Genomic DNA, 14,737 nt, shown 5'->3' on the forward strand with positions numbered 1-14,737 from the left:
TTGTAGTATGCAATGGTTACATCGCCACCGAAAACCTCGGGCCATGGGTAACGTTTCCGGGATCGAACCGGTACGGCGCCGGCTCAGGCAAAGCGTTCGGTCGACGGCCCGGCCGGCGGCACCGCGGCGATCTCGCGGATGATCTTGCGCCGCACCGCCGCCTCGAAGGCTTCGAAGCCCTCGGCCACCACCAGGAAGGCGCCGGGGCCGCCGATCACCTCCTGCTGGTAGTAGGTGTCGAGCGGCGGCAGGGCGGAGGCGAGCGAGAGCGGCGTCGGCGTCCTGTCCAGCACGGCCAAGCCGTTCAGCACGATGCCCTGCGCCAGCGCCTCGGCCCGCGCCTCGGCGACCGGGCGGCCGGAGTTGTTCACCCCGTCGCCGGAGATGTCGACCACCTTGCGGGTGCCCTCGAAGCCCTGGCCGAACTGCCGGGCGGCGAAATCCATGGCGCCGGAGATCGAGGTATAGAGCCAGGTGCGGCGGGGCGCCCGGGCCACGGCATCGGCGAAGCGATGGGCGCCGGCGGCGCCGTCCAGCAGCATCCAGGGCACCACCGTGTCCTGGATCTGCCAGTCCGACCAGGTGAACATGGTGACGGCGATGGCGCCGAGCGGCCCGCCCATGATGCCCTCGATCAGGCGGCGGTCGCGGAAGGCGGCCTCGTAGCCGGAGAACTGCATCTCCTGCTCCTCCGGATCGACCGAGCGGCTGACGTCGACCGCCAGCACCAGCTCCACGTCGACCGGCACCGCGGCCCTGGCCGGGACGGACCGGAGCAAGGCTGGCATCGCCAGGGCGGCGCCCAGCATATCGCGTCTACGCATACGACCCCTTTCTGGCCGCGGGGCGGTGGCGCGGGCTGCGCGCCAGGCCACGCGGCATGGATAGGCAAGGCCGTGACTGCCGTGGCTCCCGAGTTTGCGGACTGATATCCGGCCGCATGCGGCGCCGCAAGGTTTTTGCTGCGTCGCAGCAATTCGTGAAGCCGGCTGCCGGCGAAGGCTCAGCCGCTGCCGGGCTGGGCGAGATAGGCCGCCTCGGCCGGCGTGTCCTTTCGCCCGAGGGCGGCGTTGCGGTGCGGGAAGCGGCCGAAACGGGCGATGACGGCGCGGTGGCGCCAGGCCTGGTCGATGCCGCCGCCGGGGGCGGCCGAGACCGGGTCGTCCCGCAGCCCCTCGAAGAGCGCGACCGAGAGGTCCTGCTCCGGCATCGCCTCGGCATGCGCGAAGGGGAGGTACAGGAAGCCGCGCTCGGTCGCGGTCAGCGCCAGGTCCAGCCGGTCCCGCAGCACCGCGGCGCGGGCGACGGCCCGGGCCCTGGGGTCGAGCGCGAAGGCGGCGGCGCTGCCGCGGCGGAGGTTGCGGGGGAATTGGTCGAGCAGGATGACCAGCGCGAGGGCCCCGGCGGGGGTGGTGGCCCAGGCGTCGAAGGCCCCTGCCCCGGCCGGCGCCAGCAGGCCGCCGAAGCGGCCGGCGATGGCCGCGTCGAAGGCCGCATCCGCCCGGAACCAGCGGGGGCGGAAGGTGGTGCGGTCGCCCTCGAACCAGAATTCGAGGATCGCCTGCCTCACGCCAGCGCCAGGTCCAGCACCCGCACGCTGTGCAGCGCCTCCCGCCCGGTCAGGTCCTTGATCTGGTGCCGGCAGGAGGTGCCGTCGGCGACGATGAGCTGCCCGGCCGGGATGGCGCGGATGGCCGGCAGCAGCGCCAGTTCCGCCATGGCGCGGGAGACCGCGAGGTTCTTCGCCTCGTAGCCGAAGCTGCCCGCCATGCCGCAGCAGGAGGAGGCGATGGGCGTCACCTTCAGGCCGGGGATGCCCGCCAGCACCGCCACCGCCGCCGGGAAGGCGGAGAAGGCCTTCTGGTGGCAATGGCCATGGATATGCGCGGCCGTCGCCACCGGCTTCAGCGCCAGCGCCGGCTTCTCCCGCGCCAGGAACTCGCCGATCAGCACCGCCCGCCCGGACAGCGCCTCGGCCGCCGCCCCCGGGAGCAGCGACAGGAATTCGTCCCGCAAGGTCAGCAGGCAGGAGGGCTCGATGCCGACCACCGGCAGGTCGAAGGCGGCGAGCGCGTCCAGGGTCCGCCGCGCCTCGGCGCGCGCCTCGGCCACCAGCCCGGCCGCCAGGTAGGTCCGCCCGCTGTCGAGTGGCCGGGCGCCCTTCGCCGGGCGGGCGACCACCGGCCGGTAGCCCGCAGCCCGCAGCACCCTGGCGGCGGCGCGGATGTTCTCCGGCTCGAAGTAGCGGTTGAAGAGGTCGGGGAAGAGGATGACCTCGCCGGCCGCGCCCGAGGGTGCCGGCAGCTCGGCATCGTGGAAGGCATTGCCGACGAAGCGCGGCAGGCTGCGGCCGGCGGCGAAGCCGAGCAGCTTCTCCGAGAGCCAGGCGAGGCCCGGCACCCAGCCGCGGGCATTGGGGATGAAGGGCGCCATGGCGGCGAAGGGCGCCCAGCGCGGCATGGTGGCGATGACCCGGTCCTTCAGCGAGAGCCCATGCGTGGCGGCGCGGGCGGCCTGGACCTCTATCTTCAGCTTGGCCATGTCGACGCCGGTCGGGCATTCCCGCTTGCACCCCTTGCAGGAGACGCAGAGCTCCATGGCGGCGGCGACCTCGGCCGAGGCGAGGCCACCCGGCAACTGCCCGGTCAGCGCCAGCCGCAGCGTATTGGCGCGGCCGCGCGTCAGGTGCTGCTCGTCCTGCGTCGCCCGGAAGCTGGGGCACATGACGTTGGCGTCGGACTTCCGGCAGGTGCCGTTGTTGTTGCACATCTCGACCGCGCCGAGCAGCCCGCCCTGCGGACCGGGCCAGGCGGACCAGTCGAGCGCCGGGGCGATGGCGGGGTCTGCGGCATAGTCCGGGCCGTAGCGGAACAGCGTCCGGTCATCCATGCGCGGGGCGCGGGTGATCCTGCCGGGATTCAGCAGCCCCTTCGGGTCGAAGGCGTCCTTGACCTGCTCGAAGGCGCCGACGATGCGCGCCCCGAACATGCTCTCGTGGAACTCGGAGCGGACGATGCCGTCGCCATGCTCGCCGGAATGCGATCCCTTGTATTCGCGGACGAGCGCGAAGCATTCCTCGGCGATGGCGCGCATCTTCGCCACATCCTCGCCGGCCTTCATGTTCAGCACGGGACGGACATGGAGGCAGCCGACGCTGGCATGGGCGTACCAGGTGCCCTTGCTGCCGTAGCGGGCGAAGACATCGTTCAGCCGCTCGGTGTAGTCGGCGAGGTCGGGCAGCGCGACGGCGCAATCCTCGATGAAGGAGACCGGCTTCCCGTCGCCCTTCATGCTCATCATGATGTTGAGCCCGGCTTCGCGCACCTCGGCGATGGCGGCCTGGAAGCCGGGCTCGACCACCCGCACCACCTGCCCGGGGTGGCCGAGGTCGGCCATCATCTCATCCAATGCATCGAGCGAGCGCAGCAGCGGCGCATCCTCATGGCCGTGGAATTCGACGATGAGCAGGCTGTCCGGCTCGCCGATCAGGATGCGGTCGATCGTCGCCCGGTACATGGCGATGGAGCGGCCGAGGTCGATCATGGTGCGGTCGACCAGTTCCACCGCCTCGGGGTCCAGGGTGACCAGGTGCTGCGAGGCCTCCATCGCCTTGCGGAAGCTGGGGAACTGGCAGATGCCCAGCACCTTCCGCGGCTTCACCGGTGAGAGCTTGAGGTCGAGCGCGGCGGAAAAGGCCAAGGTGCCCTCCGAGCCCACCAGCAGCCGGGCAAGGTTGCCGCGGCCGGCGGCGCGGGCGGCGGGGGTCAGCGCCTCGATGTTGTAGCCGCCGACGCGGCGGAGCTGGTCGGGGAAGCGCGCGGCGATCTCGGCGGCTTCCCGCACGCCGAGCGCCCGCAGCGACTGGATGAGGTCGGCGACGCCGGCCGGGACCCCGGCCCCGAGGTTGTCGGGCAGCTCGCCGAAGTTGAAGCGCGTGCCATCGGCGAGCAGCGCATCGATCGCCCGGACGTTGTCGGCCATCAGCCCGTAGCGGATGGACTTGCTGCCGCAGGAGTTGTTCGCCGCCATGCCGCCGATGGTGCAGCGCTGCCAGGTGGAGGGATCGACCGGGAAGAACTTCTTCTCCTTGGCAAGGGCTGCGTTCAGCGCGCCGAGGGTGATGCCGGGCTGCACCGTGGCGGTGTCGCCCTCAACCTTCAGGACGTTCCGCAGGTACTTGGTGCAGTCGATCACCAGGGCCCGGTTCACCGTCTGGCCGCATTGGCTGGTGCCGCCGCCGCGGGGCAGGACGGGAATGCCCTCGGCCCGGCAGAGCGACATCGCCGCCTCCACATCGGCGACGGTGCGGGGGACCAGCACGCCGACCGGCTCCATCTGGTAGATGCTGGCATCCGTCGCGTAGCGGCCGCGGTCGCCGGGCGAGAACAGCACCTCGCCGGCGGTCTCGCGCCGCAGCGCCTCGGCAAGGCGGCTGTCGCCGATACGGTCCTTGGGGATGGTGAAGGCGTTCATGGGGCGAGACTAATCCTGGGCCTTGTCCCTGTCCGATCTATAATGCTCATCAATCCGACAAGCCCTTCTCATTGGCGGAAACGCATGGATCGCGCCCATAAGCGGCGCGACACGGGAGCGACCAGACCATGGCCTATTACCAATCCTCGCCCAGCGCCGGCCGGCATTTCCTGCAGATCCCGGGACCGACCAACGTGCCGGACCGCGTGCTGCGGGCCATGGACAACCCGACCATGGACCACCGCGGCCCGGATTTCGGCAGGTTCGGCGGCCAATTGCTGGAGAAGGTGAAGCAGGTCTTCAAGACCTCGGGCCCGGTGGTGATCTATCCCGCCTCCGGCACCGGCGCCTGGGAAGCGGCGCTGGTCAATACGCTGTCGCCCGGCGACCGGGTGCTGATGTGCGAGACCGGCTGGTTCGCCCACCTCTGGCAGGAGATGGCCGAGCGCCTGGACCTCCGGCCCGAGCTGCTGCGGACCGACTGGCGCCGCGGCGCCGACGTGCCGGCGATCGAGGCGGCGCTGCGGGCCGACCGCGACCACGGCATCAAGGCGGTCTGCGTGGTGCACAACGAAACCAGCACCGGCGCCACCTCGCGCATCGACGAGGTCCGCCGCGCCATCGACGCCGCCGGCCACCCGGCCCTGCTGCTGGTCGACACCATCTCCTCGCTCGGCTCGATCGACTACCGGCACGACGAATGGGGCGTCGACGTCACCATCGCCGGCTCGCAGAAGGGGCTGATGCTGCCGCCCGGCCTCTCCTTCAACGCGGTCTCGGCCAAGGCGCTGCGCGCCGCCGAGACGGCGAAGCTGACCCGCAGCTTCTGGGACTGGCGGCCGATGATCGCCTCCAACGCCACCGGCTACTTTCCCTATACGCCCGCCACCAACCTGCTCTACGGCCTCGACGCGGCCCTCGACATGCTGGCCGAGGAAGGCCTCGAGAACGTCTTCGCCCGGCACGACCGCTTCGCCGAGGCGGCCCGCCGCGCGGTGCGGCACTGGGGCGGGGCCGGCGCCGGGATCGAGATCCAGTGCGACGACCCGCGCCATTTCTCCTCGGTGCTGACCGCGGTGCGGCTGCCGGAGGGCCACAGCGCCAATGCGCTGCGCGGCATCATCCTCGAGAAGTTCAACATGAGCCTCGGCAACGGCCTCGGCCGGCTGAACGACCGGGTCTTCCGCATCGGCCACCTCGGCGACTTCGGCCCGCTGTCGTTGGTCGGGGCGCTGGGCGGGGTGGAGATGGGCCTGGCCGCGGCCGGCATCCCGCACCAGGCGGGCGGCGTGCAGGCGGCGATGGCCTACCTCAACGGCAACGCCTGAGGCCGGCTCAGCGCCCGGCGAAGGCCCAGCGCAGGGTCTGGGCGACGCCGAAGGTGCCGGCGCGGACCAGGGGCCGCCCGATCCCCGGGTTGGCCAGCCCGTGCATCCGCGCCGCCCAGCCCGGCAGCAGGTCGATCCCGGCCTGCATCGTCAGGCGCTGCAGCGGCTCGGCCAGCGGCTTCGGCGCCGGCTGGCTCAGCACCAGCCGGGCGACCTCCCGGCTGCGGGCATCGGCGCGCAGCAGCGGCCGGGTCGCGGCCAGCAGCGCCTCCGCCTCGGCCCGGCTGCGCGGCACCGGATCGGCGCCGAGCGCGGTGCCGATCCGCGCCATCTCGGCGAAGTAGCGGTCCTGCTCGGCCCTCGGCATGCCCGGATCGGCATAGCGGAGGTAGCCCTGCAGGAAGGTGGTCGTCTCGGTGACATGCACCCAGGCGAGCAGGGCGGGGTCGTTGGCGGCATAGGGGGTGCCGTCCGGCAGGGTGCCCCGGACCTGGTCGTGGATGCGGCGGATGCGGGCCAGCAGCGCCTCGGCCTCCTCCCGCCCGCCGTAGGTGGTGGTCGCGATGAAGCGGGCGGTGCGGCGCAGCCTCCCGTGCATGTCGGCGCGGAAATTCGAATGGTCCCAGACGCCTGCCAGCACCGCCGGATGCAGCATCTGCAGCAGCAGCCCGGCGATGCCGCCGACCATCATGCCGGCGACGTCGCCATGCACCCGCCAGGCGACCGAGCGCGGCCCGAACAGCCCGTCCGGCCGCCGCTGCACCGGCGCCTCGCCGCGCGAGCGGTCGTTGAACAGCCCGACCACCTCGGCGGTGATCGCCGCCCGGAGCGACCCGGCCAGGCCGGGGGCCGGGAGTGCGGCGGCGCGGGGCAGCAACGCGGGTCCGCCCCGGATGGGGCCTGCATGATCGCTCATGCCCTTCATCTGGGGCGGCCGCGGCCGCTGGCGACCCCCGGGCGCAGGCCAGGCGCCGAATTCCCGCCGCCGGCCCCGCCCCTGGACCCGCAGGCCGGCCCGCCGCAGATTGATCCGGCGCATTACCCGCCTCAGCGGCGTTGGCATGATGCCATCGCCGCGGCGCCCCGACCGGGCCGAGCGCGGGGAGATGTTCGACAAGACGCAGGTCGCCGCCGGCTGAGACGGCGGCGCGCAAGGGGAAGTAGCATGGCCGAAATCGACCACATCGTGCTGGGCGCCAGGACGCTCGCGGAAGGCGCCGCCTATGTCGAGCAGCACCTGGGCGTCGCACCCCGGCCGGGCGGCGTGCATGCCGGCTTCGGCACCCACAACATGCTGCTGGGCCTCGGCCGCGCCTGCTACCTCGAGGTGATCGCGCCCGACCCGGGACAGCCGAACCCGCCGCATCCGCGCCTCTTCGACCTCGACGACCCCGCGGTGAAGCTGATGCTGGAGGCCGGGCCCTGCCTGATCGGCTGGGTCGCCCGGACCCCGGCGCTCGATGCCGTGGTCTCCCGCCTCGGCCCGCGGGGGGGCGAGGTGAAGTCCATGACGCGCGGCGACCTGTCTTGGCGCATGGCCTTCCCACCGCAGCGCCAGGACATGAACAACCTGATCCCGGCGCTCATCCAGTGGGAGAGCGACAGCGCCTCGACCCGCCTGCCGGACAGCCACGTGCGGCTGCTGGCGCTGGAGGCCGAGCACCCGGAGGCCGATGCAGTCCGCGACGGGCTGGCGGAACGCGGGCTGGAGACGGTGCTCAAGCTGCGGCAGAGCCCGCATGCCCGGCTGCTGGCCAGGCTCAAGCGGGCGGATGGCACCGAAGTGGCGCTGTCGAGCGGCTGAGACCAAAAGTTTCACAACCAAAGGTTGTGAACCAGACGGTTACCAAGCGCGCTTCTACCCTAGACGATGATTTATGATAGAGTGTTGAACCTCACAGGTGACCCGGTGGGCCCGCATCGCAGCGCGGTGCAGGCCCCCGGGTCCCTGGCCCGGGGATGGGGACCGCATCGTTGAGGCTTGCGCCGGCGGCAGGTTTCGGAAGGGCGATAGGAAAGGGATGCTGCAGTTGACCCCGATTCGGTACTGCCGTCCGGCCGGCCCGGCCCTGCCCCGCCGGCGGACGACGCCATGACCGCACGCATCCTGGTGGTGGACGACATCGCCGCCAACCTCCGGCTGCTCGAGGCCAAGCTGCTGAACGAATACTACGAGGTGGCCCTCGCCGCCTCCGGGCCCGAGGCCCTGGCCACCGCCGGGCGCTGGTCGCCCGACGTCATCCTGCTCGACGTCATGATGCCCGGCATGGACGGCTACGAGGTCTGCGAGCGGCTGAAGGCCAGCAGCGCCACGGCGCACATGCCCGTGGTCATGATCACCGCCCTGGTCGACCCGGCCGAGCGGGTGCGCGGGCTGGAGGCCGGGGCGGACGACTTCCTCTCGAAGCCGGTCGACGACGCGACCCTGTTCGCCCGGCTGCGGGCGCTGCTGCGGGTGAAGCAGGTGCAGGATGCCTGGCGGCTGCGCTCCGACACCGCCCGGGACCTGGGCTTCGAGCCGCCGCCCGAGCCCTCCCCCAGCATCCAGGGCGCCAGCGTCATGGTGCTCTCGGAATCCGCCGCCGAGGCGGCGCAGATCGCCGCCATCCTCGGCACCGACGGCGTGGAGGTGCAGACCGCCACCGAATCGGAGGCGGCCCGGCGGATCCTGGGCGAGGGCAATTTCGACCTCGCGGTGCTCTGCCTCCCCGGCGAGGGCGGGGACGTGCTGCGGCTCGCCTCCCGCCTCCGGGCCCAGGGGGCGACGCGGGACCTGCCGGTGCTGCTGGTGGCCGATGCCAACCAGCGCGGCCTGGTGCTGCGCGGCTTCGACCTCGGCGCCAACGACCACGTGCTGCGGCCGATCGACCCGAACGAGCTGCGGGCCCGGGCGCGCAACCAGATCCGCCGCAAGCGCTACCAGGAAAGGCTGCGCGCCGACCTCGACCGCAGCCTGGAGATGGCGGTGACCGACCCGCTGACCGGGCTGCGCAACCGCCGCTACGTCCGCCGCCACCTCGACGGCGTGCTCCGGGGCACCGACGCGGCGGTGCTGCTGCTCGACGTCGACCGCTTCAAGTCGATCAACGACAACTACGGCCACCCGGCCGGCGACGCCGCCCTGCGCGAGGTGGCGAACCGGCTGAAGATGCATCTCCGCGCCGCCGACGTCGTCGCCCGCTACGGCGGCGAGGAATTCATGGTGGTGCTGGCGGGGGCGCCGACCGACTACGCCAATGCGGTCGCGGAGCGGCTCTGCGCCTCGCTCAGCGCCACCCATTTCGAGATCGCCGGGGTGCTGCTGCCGGTGACCGCGAGCATCGGCCTGGCCGTGGCGCCGCCGGGGACCAGCGTGAACGCGGCGGTGGCGGCGGCGGATGCGGCGCTCTACCGGGCCAAGGAGGCCGGGCGGAACCGGGTGGTGCAGGCGATCGCGGCCGAGTTCGTCGACGACGGCCTGCCCGACCAGTTGCAGGATGTGCCGCCGCCGCCGCGGCTGCGGGCCGGCTAGCGGCCTGCCGCCGGGGCCCACAAAAGCGAACGGCGGGCCGAGGCCCGCCGTGTTCTCGATCCGACAGTGGCCCGCAGGCTACTTGATCTTCGATTCCTTGAAGACGACGTGCTTGCGCGCGACCGGGTCGTATTTCTTCAGCTCGAGCTTGCCGGTGGTGTTCCGCACGTTCTTCTTGGTGACGTAGAAGAAGCCGGTTTCGGCGCTGCTCACGAGCTTGATCTGGATGGTGTTCGACTTGGCCATGGCGAAGCCTGTTGATCCTGAGGTACCTGAAGGGGCCGCAACCTAACGTGCTGCGCCGCCCCGTCAAGCCAAAGCTTGGGGCGGGCCTCAGCGCCAGAAGGGACTGGCCTGCAGCAGGCTGTCCCAGGCGTCCAGGGCGTGGCGGCGGGCGCGGCCGCTGCGGCCGGCGGCGAAGCCCTCCATCGCCCCCACCGCCCAGCCCGGCACCGCGCCACCCCTGCCCCGGCTCCCCTCGGCGGCCGCGCCCGGCGCCAGGCTGGCGACCAGGGCGCGGGCCACGGCGGTGTCGTTGGCCACCCCCAGCTCCTCCTGCAGCGCGGCCAGCCGGCGGAGGAAGCGCCGGGCCGCCTTGCCCGGCCAGAGCGGGGCGAAGAGCTCGGCCGCGTAGCGCAGCCGCTTGGCGTCCAGCCGCACCTCGTGCAGCGCCTCGGCGCCATGCGCCTCGATCGCCTCGCCGCGCTTGCGGAGGCGCTGCCAGCGCTTGTCCAGCAGCCCGGCGCCGAATTCGGCCAGCGGCTGGTCCAGCAGCGCGGCGCGGCCATCGGCCTCCGCGCCCTCCCGCCAGGGCCGCAGCAGCATCAGCGACAGCCCGGCCAGCACCAGGCGCGGGAAGGCCGGCCCGTCCAGCAGCCGGCCGAGGGAATCATAGGACTCGGCCCGGCGCGCCTCGGCGGCCTTCAGCAGGGCGGCCAGGCGGCGGTCGGGGCCGATCGCCTCGGCCGCGGCGGCGGCGGTGCCGGCCAGGAACACGTCCCAGTCCCGCGCCGGGCCGAGCGCCCCGGCCAGGGCGGCGAGGCCGGCGTCGAATCCGGCGACCGCCGGGCAGCCCGCGGCGGGGCGGAAGGACTTCAGCACCGAGCGCAGCCGGCGCAGCGCCACCCGGGTCTGGTGGACGCCCTCCATCCCGGCGCCGGGGCGGCAGCCGGGGGCATGGCTCAGCATGGCTTCCAGCAGGTGGCCCAGCGCCGCCTGCAGCGCCGCCTCCACCGTGCCGGCATCGGCCAAGGCCGGGGCGCCACGGCGGCGCGGCCGGGGCGCCTCGCCCCGGGCCAGGGCGCGGCCTTCCTCGGCCAGGCTGGCGGTGGCCGGCAGCAGGTGCAGGTCGGCCGCCAGCGCCGCCGCCCGGGCCAGCACCGCCTCGGCCGGGCCGGTGAGGCGCAGCCGGGCCACCGGCGTCTCGGCGGCGACGGCGCGCAGCTTGCCGGCCAGCAGCTCGGCCTCGACCTCGCCCAGCTGCATCAGGCTGCGGCGGCCGCTGAAGGCGGCGATCGGCACCAGCGCCGCATCCTCGGGCGGCAGGCCGTCCCGGGGCGGCACCGGCTCGGCCGGCGTGCCGGGGCGCCAGGCCTGGCCGGCGGCGGGCATGCTGCGCAGCAGCTGGCGCTCGCCCTTCGCCGGGGCGGCCAGCGCCAGGCCGGCGGCCGCCAGGCTGCCCTCGGCGGTGTCCAGCCAGATCAGCTCCTCCGCCAGGCTGCGGCTGCGCCCGGCCCGCGCCGTGGCGATGGCGGCATGCCGCGGCAGCCGCTGGGCGGCGGCCGGGTCGAGGGCGAATTCGAGGCTGACGGAGGCGGGAGTCGTGGCCGGCGGATCGGGCTCGGCGGGGGGCGGCATGGCGGGATCGGTCGTCTCGGATCGGGTCAGGCCGGTTGCTCCGCGGCAGAGAGGTCGCGCGGCGCCAGGAAGCGGACCAGCCTTCCGCCGCCGGCGGCGAGCTGGCGCCAGGGCGAGGCGATGGTGAATTCGGCCAGCGCCCCGGTCGGGTAGCCCTCCGCCAGGCGCCGGGCATCGGCGCCGCCGCGGGCCAGGGTGGCCGGGTCGGCCAGGGCCAGGGCCAGGTCGTGCAGGCCGGGGTTGTGGCCGATCAGCAGCAGGCTGCGCGCCGTCTCCGGCACCCGCCGCAGCTCGTCCAGGAGCTGCTGCCAGGGTGCCAGGTAGAGCGCATCCATCGGCTCGACCAGCGCGCCATCCTCGAAGGGGGTCAGCGCCTCCAGCGTCTGCAGGGTGCGGCGGGCCGAGGAGACGAAGACGATATCGGGCGAGAGCCGCAGCTCCCGCATCGCCTCCGCCATCGCCTGGGCGGAACGGCGGCCGCGCGCATTGAGCGGTCGGGCGTGGTCGGGCAGCGCCGGATCGTCCCAGGAGGACTTCGCGTGCCGCAACAGCAGGAGCTGGCGCATCGGGGGCGATCCTGCCACGGCGCCGCGGCTTTGTCCCGCCTATTGCGCCCCGCCGCCCCTTCCATGGCCGCGGCGAGGTCCCATCTCGGCGCGACAGACGTCGAGGAACGGGCATGGCCGGAGCTGTTGTTATCCTGGGCGCCACCGGCGGCATCGGCGGGGCGCTGGCCCGGCGGGTGGCGACGCGCGGCGGGTCCCCCTTCCTCATCGGCCGCGACGCCGGGACGCTGGAAGCGCTGGGACGCGAGCTCGGGGCGCCCTCGGCCGCCTGCGACGTCACCGACGCGGCGGCGCTCAAGGCGGCGCTGCAGGCGGCTGGCACCCCCCTCGCCGGCCTCGCCTTCTGCATCGGCTCGATCGTGATGAAGCCGCTGGCCCGGGCGACGGCGGCGGATTTCGCCACCGCCTTCGCGCTCAACGTCACCGCCGCGGCGCTGGCGGTGCAGGCCGCCGCCCCGGCGCTCGCCGCCGGCCAGGGCAGCGTGGTGCTCTTCTCCTCGGTCGCGGCGCGGGCCGGATTCCCGGGCCATGCCGTCATCGGCGCCGCCAAGGCGGCGGTCGAGGGGCTGACGGTGGCGCTGGCGGCCGAGCTGGCCCCGGCGGTCCGGGTCAATTGCATCGCCCCCAGCCTGACCCGCACCGGCATCGCCGAGCCGATGACGAAGAACCCGCAGATGGCCGAGGCCATCGCCAGGCTGCACCCCATCCCCCGCCTGGGCGAGCCGGAGGACGCCGCCGCGCTCGCCGACTTCCTGCTGTCCGAGGCCTCGGGCTGGATCACCGGCCAGGTCATCGGCGTCGACGGCGGCCGCTCCACGCTGCGGGGAAAGGGCTGATGCGGCGCCGCCACCTGCCGCTCATGGCGCTCCCCATCCTGGCCCGCCCGGCGCTGGCCGCACCCGGCGAGCTGCGCTTCCGCATCATGCGGGAGGGCTCGGCCATCGGCACCCATACCGTCACCTTCACCGAGGCCGCGGGCGGGCTCACCGCCCATACCCTGGTCGCCATCCAGGTGAAGCTGATGGGCATCACCGTCTTCCGCCTGACCCACGACTTCACCGAGACTTGGGCCGGCAACCGCCTCGCCGCCCTCGCCTCCCGCCACGACCGCAACGGCACCGTCACCAGCCTCAGCGCCCGGGCCGAGAGCAACGCCCTGCTGGTCCAGGGCCCGGCCGGGCCGCAGCGGCTGCCGGCCGAGGCGGCGCCGTTGAGCTGGTGGGACAGCCACCGCTTCGGCGGCCCGCTGTTCGACAACGAGACCGGCAAGCCGCTCGCCCTCCAGTGGAGCCGCAGCGCCCTGCCCGGCGGCGGCACCCGCTGGCGCGCCTCGGGCCCGGAGGAGAGCGAGGGCAGCTATGCCGCCGACGGCACCTGGCTCGCCTGGAGGACCAAGGGCGACGACGGCAGCCTGGTGACCTACGAGCGGCTCTGATGGGCCTGCTGCGGGTTCTGCTCGGGGACCAGCTGACGCCCGGGGTCTCGGCCCTGGCCGGGCTCGACCCGGCCGCCGACGTGGTGCTGCTGGCCGAGGTGATGGGCGAGTGCGCCTATGTCCCGCACCACAAGCAGAAGCTGGTGCTGGTGCTCTCGGCGATGCGGCACTTCGCCGCGGCGCTCGAGGCCCGCGGCGTGCGGGTCGACTACGTCCGGCTTGATGATCCGGCCAATACCGGCACGCTGTCCGGCGAGGTCGCCCGCGCCGTGGCCCGCCATCGCCCGGCCGGCATCGTCGCCACCTTCCCCGGCGAGTACCGGGTCCTGGCCGACATGCGCGGCTGGGAGGAGGCGACCGGCCTGCCGGTCGACATCCGCGACGACGACCGCTTCCTCGCCGATCTCGGCTGGTTCCAGCGCTGGGCCCAGGGCCGCAAGCAGCTGCGGATGGAATTCTTCTACCGCGAGATGCGGCGCGAGACCGGCCTGCTGATGGAGGGCGAGGCGCCCGCCGGCGGCGCCTGGAACTACGATGCCGAGAACCGCCGCAGGCTCGACCGCGGCGTGGTCCCCCCCGCCCCCCGGCGCTTCGCCCCGGATGCGGTGACGCGCGAGGTGATGGCCCTCGTCGAGGCCCGCTTCCCCGCCAATTTCGGCACGCTGGAGGAATTCGCCTGGCCGGTGACGGCGGCCGAGGCGGAGGCGGCGCTGGCCGATTTCATCGCCCATCGGCTGCCCCGCTTCGGCGACTACCAGGATGCCATGGCGAGCGGCCAGCCGGTGCTCTTCCATGCCCTGGTCTCGACCAGCATGAACCTCGGCCTGCTCTCGCCACGGGCCTGCTGCGAGGCGGCTGAGGCGGCCTGGCGGGCCGGCGCCGCGCCGCTGAACGCGGTGGAGGGCTTCATCCGGCAGATCCTCGGCTGGCGGGAATACGTGCGGGGGATCTACTGGCTGAAGATGCCGGCCTATGCCGGGCTGAACGCGCTGGAGGCGACGCGGCCGCTGCCCTGGTCCTGGTGGGGCGGCGAGACCCGGATGAACTGCATCCGCCAGACCGTGCGGCAGACCCGCGACATGGCCTATGCCCACCACATCCAGCGGTTGATGGTCACCGGCAATTTCGCCCTCCTCGCCGGGCTGGACCCGGCGGCGGTGAACGAATGGTACCTGGCGGTCTACGCCGATGCCTATGAATGGGTCGAGCTGCCCAATACCCACGGCATGGTGCTGCACGCCGATGGCGGGGTCATGGCGAGCAAGCCCTATGCGGCCAGCGGCGCCTACATCAACCGCATGTCCGACTACTGCCGCGGCTGCGCCTATGACGTGAAGCAGTCGACCGGTCCCGACGCCTGCCCCTTCAACGCGCTCTACTGGGACTTCCTCGCCCGCCACGCCCAGCGCTTCGCCGGCAACAACCGGCTGGCGATGCCCTTGCAGACCCTGCGGAAGATGCCGGCGGAGAAGCTCGCCGGGCTGCGCGCCCAGGCCGCGGCCTTCCTCGCCGGGCCGGAGCTGCGCCCCGACCCCTGAGGCGCCCCCCTCGACAGCCGCCGCCGGCG

At 73.3% G+C, this 14,737-nt stretch carries 13 protein-coding genes; 6 read left to right on the top strand and 7 right to left on the bottom strand.

The features are described from left to right. Positions 1-83: 83 nt before the first annotated feature. From QWZ14_RS19565 to QWZ14_RS19575, 3 genes are all read right to left on the bottom strand, one after another. Positions 84-824, bottom strand: coding sequence for a DUF1194 domain-containing protein (locus QWZ14_RS19565; RefSeq protein WP_290318503.1), 741 nt, complete (start codon positions 822-824; stop codon positions 84-86). Between the two features lie 179 nt (positions 825-1,003). Beyond that, positions 1,004-1,570, bottom strand: a complete 567-nt coding sequence (locus tag QWZ14_RS19570) for a DUF924 family protein (RefSeq protein WP_290318505.1) — start codon at positions 1,568-1,570, stop codon at positions 1,004-1,006. Beyond that, positions 1,567-4,473 (bottom strand): FAD-binding and (Fe-S)-binding domain-containing protein, encoded by a 2,907-nt coding sequence (locus QWZ14_RS19575; RefSeq protein ID WP_290318506.1) that lies wholly within the window; start codon positions 4,471-4,473, stop codon positions 1,567-1,569. Before QWZ14_RS19575 ends, QWZ14_RS19570 begins: the two co-directional genes overlap by 4 nt. Positions 4,474-4,601: 128 nt before the next feature. Here QWZ14_RS19575 and QWZ14_RS19580 point away from each other — a divergent pair, with 128 nt between their 5' ends. Beyond that, positions 4,602-5,801: a pyridoxal-phosphate-dependent aminotransferase family protein gene (locus tag QWZ14_RS19580; protein WP_290318507.1), complete on the top strand. Its 1,200-nt coding sequence runs from the start codon at positions 4,602-4,604 to the stop codon at positions 5,799-5,801. A 7-nt stretch (positions 5,802-5,808) separates the two neighbouring features. Here QWZ14_RS19580 and QWZ14_RS19585 read toward each other — a convergent pair whose 3' ends face one another. After that, positions 5,809-6,717, bottom strand: coding sequence for an oxygenase MpaB family protein (locus tag QWZ14_RS19585; protein WP_290318508.1), 909 nt, complete (start codon positions 6,715-6,717; stop codon positions 5,809-5,811). Between the two features lie 249 nt (positions 6,718-6,966). Between QWZ14_RS19585 and QWZ14_RS19590 the strand changes: the two genes are divergently transcribed. Both QWZ14_RS19590 and QWZ14_RS19595 read left to right on the top strand, forming a co-directional pair. Continuing rightward, positions 6,967-7,605 carry a VOC family protein gene (locus QWZ14_RS19590; RefSeq protein WP_290318509.1) on the top strand — a complete coding sequence of 213 codons (639 nt, stop codon included), beginning with the start codon at positions 6,967-6,969 and terminating at the stop codon, positions 7,603-7,605. Between the two features lie 288 nt (positions 7,606-7,893). Continuing rightward, positions 7,894-9,312, top strand: coding sequence for a PleD family two-component system response regulator (locus QWZ14_RS19595; protein WP_290318510.1), 1,419 nt, complete (start codon positions 7,894-7,896; stop codon positions 9,310-9,312). A gap of 78 nt (positions 9,313-9,390) precedes the next feature. Here the strand turns inward: QWZ14_RS19595 and rpmG are convergent, their stop codons facing one another. The 3 genes from rpmG to QWZ14_RS19610 form a co-directional block, all read right to left on the bottom strand. Continuing rightward, positions 9,391-9,558: a 50S ribosomal protein L33 gene (gene rpmG, locus QWZ14_RS19600; protein WP_290318511.1), complete on the bottom strand. Its 168-nt coding sequence runs from the start codon at positions 9,556-9,558 to the stop codon at positions 9,391-9,393. An 87-nt stretch (positions 9,559-9,645) separates the two neighbouring features. Continuing rightward, on the bottom strand, positions 9,646-11,169 hold the full coding sequence (locus tag QWZ14_RS19605; RefSeq protein WP_290318512.1) for a CHAD domain-containing protein: 1,524 nt from the start codon (positions 11,167-11,169) through the stop codon (positions 9,646-9,648). A gap of 26 nt (positions 11,170-11,195) precedes the next feature. Next, complete coding sequence (locus QWZ14_RS19610; protein WP_290318513.1) at positions 11,196-11,735, bottom strand: SixA phosphatase family protein; 540 nt, start codon at positions 11,733-11,735, stop codon at positions 11,196-11,198. A gap of 113 nt (positions 11,736-11,848) precedes the next feature. Here QWZ14_RS19610 and QWZ14_RS19615 point away from each other — a divergent pair, with 113 nt between their 5' ends. The 3 genes from QWZ14_RS19615 to QWZ14_RS19625 are packed head-to-tail and all read left to right on the top strand — an operon-like array spanning position 11,849 to position 14,708. Then, complete coding sequence (locus tag QWZ14_RS19615; protein ID WP_290318514.1) at positions 11,849-12,571, top strand: SDR family NAD(P)-dependent oxidoreductase; 723 nt, start codon at positions 11,849-11,851, stop codon at positions 12,569-12,571. Beyond that, positions 12,571-13,170, top strand: a complete 600-nt coding sequence (locus QWZ14_RS19620; RefSeq protein ID WP_290318515.1) for a DUF6134 family protein — start codon at positions 12,571-12,573, stop codon at positions 13,168-13,170. Before QWZ14_RS19615 ends, QWZ14_RS19620 begins: the two co-directional genes overlap by 1 nt. Beyond that, the gene (locus QWZ14_RS19625; RefSeq protein WP_290318516.1) at positions 13,170-14,708 is read left to right on the top strand and encodes a cryptochrome/photolyase family protein; all 1,539 of its coding nucleotides are present in this window, start codon (positions 13,170-13,172) and stop codon (positions 14,706-14,708) included. Before QWZ14_RS19620 ends, QWZ14_RS19625 begins: the two co-directional genes overlap by 1 nt. The last annotated feature ends 29 nt before the right edge of the window (positions 14,709-14,737 follow it).

It is taken from the genome of Paeniroseomonas aquatica, from assembly GCF_030409335.1.
GTDB lineage: Bacteria > Pseudomonadota > Alphaproteobacteria > Acetobacterales > Acetobacteraceae > Belnapia > Belnapia aquatica.

Bases quoted from the DNA above. Each gene is read 5' to 3' on its own strand.
- QWZ14_RS19610 (WP_290318513.1), bottom strand. From the start codon at position 11,735: ATGCGCCAGCTCCTGCTGTTGCGGCACGCGAAGTCCTCCTGGGACGAT.
- rpmG (WP_290318511.1), bottom strand. From the start codon at position 9,558: ATGGCCAAGTCGAACACCATCCAGATCAAGCTCGTGAGCAGCGCCGAA.
- QWZ14_RS19585 (WP_290318508.1), bottom strand. From the start codon at position 6,717: ATGAGCGATCATGCAGGCCCCATCCGGGGCGGACCCGCGTTGCTGCCC.
- QWZ14_RS19575 (WP_290318506.1), bottom strand. From the start codon at position 4,473: ATGAACGCCTTCACCATCCCCAAGGACCGTATCGGCGACAGCCGCCTT.
- QWZ14_RS19595 (WP_290318510.1), top strand. From the start codon at position 7,894: ATGACCGCACGCATCCTGGTGGTGGACGACATCGCCGCCAACCTCCGG.
- QWZ14_RS19565 (WP_290318503.1), bottom strand. From the start codon at position 824: ATGCGTAGACGCGATATGCTGGGCGCCGCCCTGGCGATGCCAGCCTTG.
- QWZ14_RS19580 (WP_290318507.1), top strand. From the start codon at position 4,602: ATGGCCTATTACCAATCCTCGCCCAGCGCCGGCCGGCATTTCCTGCAG.
- QWZ14_RS19605 (WP_290318512.1), bottom strand. From the start codon at position 11,169: ATGCCGCCCCCCGCCGAGCCCGATCCGCCGGCCACGACTCCCGCCTCC.
- QWZ14_RS19615 (WP_290318514.1), top strand. From the start codon at position 11,849: ATGGCCGGAGCTGTTGTTATCCTGGGCGCCACCGGCGGCATCGGCGGG.
- QWZ14_RS19590 (WP_290318509.1), top strand. From the start codon at position 6,967: ATGGCCGAAATCGACCACATCGTGCTGGGCGCCAGGACGCTCGCGGAA.
- QWZ14_RS19625 (WP_290318516.1), top strand. From the start codon at position 13,170: ATGGGCCTGCTGCGGGTTCTGCTCGGGGACCAGCTGACGCCCGGGGTC.
- QWZ14_RS19620 (WP_290318515.1), top strand. From the start codon at position 12,571: ATGCGGCGCCGCCACCTGCCGCTCATGGCGCTCCCCATCCTGGCCCGC.